The 3,353-nt window shown below is 34.3% G+C and carries 4 protein-coding genes; all 4 read right to left on the bottom strand.

Features of this window, described 5'->3' with window-relative positions:
* Nucleotides 1-375: 375 nt before the first annotated feature.
* Nucleotides 376-639 (bottom strand): hypothetical protein, encoded by a 264-nt coding sequence (locus tag CN601_RS22020; RefSeq protein ID WP_098172366.1) that lies wholly within the window; start codon nt 637-639, stop codon nt 376-378.
* Between the two features lie 182 nt (nt 640-821).
* Nucleotides 822-1,040, bottom strand: a complete 219-nt coding sequence (locus CN601_RS22015; RefSeq protein WP_098172365.1) for a hypothetical protein — start codon at nt 1,038-1,040, stop codon at nt 822-824.
* Between the two features lie 536 nt (nt 1,041-1,576).
* Nucleotides 1,577-2,704, bottom strand: coding sequence for an IS110 family RNA-guided transposase (locus CN601_RS22010; RefSeq protein ID WP_098172364.1), 1,128 nt, complete (start codon nt 2,702-2,704; stop codon nt 1,577-1,579).
* A 232-nt stretch (nt 2,705-2,936) separates the two neighbouring features.
* Entirely contained in the window at nt 2,937-3,191 is a 255-nt protein-coding gene (locus CN601_RS22005) for a hypothetical protein (RefSeq protein ID WP_098172363.1), read from the bottom strand.
* Nucleotides 3,192-3,353 lie beyond the last annotated feature (162 nt).

Here is a 3,353-nt window from a genome sequence, read left to right as displayed (position 1 = left end):
TTGAGTGCTGTTCCAAGTTCAATACACCTTCCATGGTCTTCGCCTCTTATTCCCAGGCTCGACTTCTCTTTGTCCTCTTTTTGAGGTTCCTTTTGACGAGGCGGCAGGATTCACTTTATGTTACAACCTGTAAAGTTGCTTGTAATTCCGTAAGGAAGTTACTTTATCACAGGGCTTCAACCTTAGGATTTCTCCACCAGTTGCCTGTTAGCTACTAGGCGACTTGGTTCTTACCTAGACTGGACTTTCACCAGTTAGCAATTAACGGCTTGCTGGGCGCGCGAATAAAAAAACGACCGCCGAAGCAGCCGATCGTTATTGAACTAACGCGCTTGTTAGTTGTATAAGGTTTTTTTAATATATAAGTAACATAAACTAATTTTCATACTTATTATTATTATTTTTCCAAGTTATATTTCCAAACATTACCCCCATTAAACTCCAACTTATTAAGTACATTAAATATAATTTAAAAATCTCCTCTAAAGAATATGTTACTTTATTATGTCCAAACACTGTCAACGTTGGAAATAGTAATGAGATAGCCATATAAATAAGTAAAAAGTTTAATAAATACCTTTTTTTACCTTTGGATTTTATTCTGTTCCATCTTTCTTTTTGTTTATCTATTTTACTCACTAGAAGCCCCCATTTTTTTATATTTACTAATAATTATACCTTGACAATTGTTCTTTGTAATTTGGGGGAAATTCCGTTTTTTTACATAGAATTTCAGATAATCCTTCTTCAACTAAACTGCCATTAGTTCCACAAGAAGAATCGGCTAAAGAGCCGATCATGTTGTTCAACTAAAGCATCAGTTAGTTGAATATCGATAAGATTAATAAAATCGAAAAAAGGATGCAAAGAAAACCACTTAACTTTCTTTTTTCTTTAAATGCTAAATAGCTTTGAATTAACGAAAACACTCCTAATAAAGACAGTGTATAAGGTAATATTGTAAAATTACCAGTAATAAAGCAATAAATTCCTAATGCACTCATAAGCAACGGTAAGGTAATATTTAATGTCAAACGCACTTCAATTCCTCCATTTATAATTCTTAATTAATTATACACTTCATACGACATAGATAATTTGGGGGAATTTCGCTTTTTTTCATAGAATTTCCAATAATCTTTATACAACTGATATGAACGAAACTGTCAAACCACCAGACCAAAAAGGTTTTAATATAGGGATTTTTCTTTTTTTAGACAGACTTAAATTAAGACTACCAACCTAGAATTCAAAAAATTAGATTTTCTAAGTCTGTGAATGACAACTCTATAATAGTAGATATTTTTAGTTTCTAAAGAAAAGATAATGTCTTAAAAGCTTGGCACGAAGGCAAATAAATTAACAGTGATTTACAGTCTGATATGCGTGGGTTGGTTACCACATTTCATTTTATCCGTTACGGAGCTGCCTCGATCTAAACGCGCATGTTCAGTTATTAAACCTAATGCATAGTTGCACAAGAGGGTTCTCCTTACCGAATTTGCCTCCGAGCCAAGATTTCAATATTTACTAGACTCTATTATTTTAATATTTATTGATTGGTGTGGTTTAGCTTTTAAGCAATTTTTGATTGGGATAATTGTGTACCTTCGATACTACAACCAATTGCCCATATAAATCCAAGTAATTCACGAGCGACTGCAACTACTGCGAATTTGCCAGCCTTACCTCTAGCAGTTATTCGACTGTACTTTAGATTGAGACGGTGTTGAGCTTTCCAGGCAATTCTTTGTGCTTCGAGTGGTTGACCAATTTGTCTCTTTTTTAATTCGCCTTTTAGGGATGGACGATGGCGATAAGACCAAGAAACTTCCACTAGAGCACGTCGGATATGAGAATTTCCAACTTTGGTAATGGAACCTTGCCAACGGTTTGATCCACTTGAATACTCTTTCGGAACAAGTCCTGCATAAGACATTAGTTGCCTTGGGTTTGAAAAACGAGAAAATTGACCAACTTCAGCGACTAGTGTTACGGCTGTAATCTCAGCTATACCTCTTAATGTCTGAAGTGCTTGAATGACGGGTGCGTGTTCGCTTTCTATTGCCTCTTCATGAATCTGTGCCTCAATACGCTTCATTCTTTCTTCAACTTCGTAAATGGAGTGAAGATACTCTTGGAATACAATTCGTAATGAAGTTTTTTCGAAAGTAAGTGTATTCAACCAAGTACGATATTTGACTGTCCAATTTTTCACACCTTGAGGTGGGCGAATTTCATGACGTAGTAAGAAGTGAACAAGTCTTTGACGTACTCTTTGTAAATCTTCACGAGTATCAAATCGAGCACGAATCAAATCTCTTAAAGCTTCATGGGTTTCATCAGGTACCCAAACAGCAGTTAGCTCTCCAGCTCGAAGAAGCTGAGCTAGCCTTAGTGCATCACGACGGTCTGTTTTTACTCGATCACCAGCTCTTTTGGGAATTAGAGTAGGTGCAACTACAATACATTCTATATCCATTGATAAAAGCTGGCGGTAAATACAATACCCGCATGAACCTGCTTCATAACAAACTAGTAGCTTTTCAGGATCACCTAACTTCTTGAAAAGTTTACGAATGCTTTCAGGTGTGTTTTGAATATTACCGTGAAATCGTGGTTCTCCACGTCCTTCTTCAGCAATACCAACAGAAATAATGTCTTTTGACACGTCTAAACCAATAAATTTTTGACTATCCTTCATAATATAAACGGCTCCTTTTTGTTTGTAGCTCTACATTTGGAATGGGTAGGCTTTAGTTAACTCCCATTATTGCCAAGTGCAACCTACGCTAAGCAAAAGGAGCCGTTTCGTTCATTATGACTATACTGCTATTTTGTTGAATAAAAACAACTACTTAATGTAAGTGTAAGAAGTAAACCATAAAAAAATGAGTCATTTCAATGACTCATAATCTTCTTCAATTAATAAAGCATTAGTTAGTTTTAACTGACTTTTTACTTAAACGACTTTGCATAAAAAATGCCATTGTAGCAGAAAGCAGTGCAATCATTATTGTAGGTATTAATGAACTTTCTACAAAAACAACTTCACTTGGTAATTGATTAACCTTATTCCATAAGTTCGACAGATTAGGTTGATAAAAAACAGTTTGTAACATACCTGAAAACACATTAAAAACAACAAATAATAAAATAAAACTTAAAACAAATAAAAGATACTTTTTCATTTTATTTTCTCCTTTAGTAATTTAATAAATTGTATTCACTAAGAAGAATTAACAATGGGAGTTCTTTTTATTTTACCTTATTTTTCCATTTTCAACAACGTGATTCACTCAGTCCTTAAGTAACTATCGCATGCGTTAGTTGAATTACTTTTGAAATATTAA

It is taken from the genome of Bacillus sp. AFS017336 (assembly GCF_002555445.1).
In the GTDB taxonomy this organism is placed as follows: domain Bacteria; phylum Bacillota; class Bacilli; order Bacillales; family Bacillaceae_G; genus Gottfriedia.
Note: the sequence above shows the minus strand (reverse complement) of the source record. Positions and strands in the feature narration are given on the sequence as shown.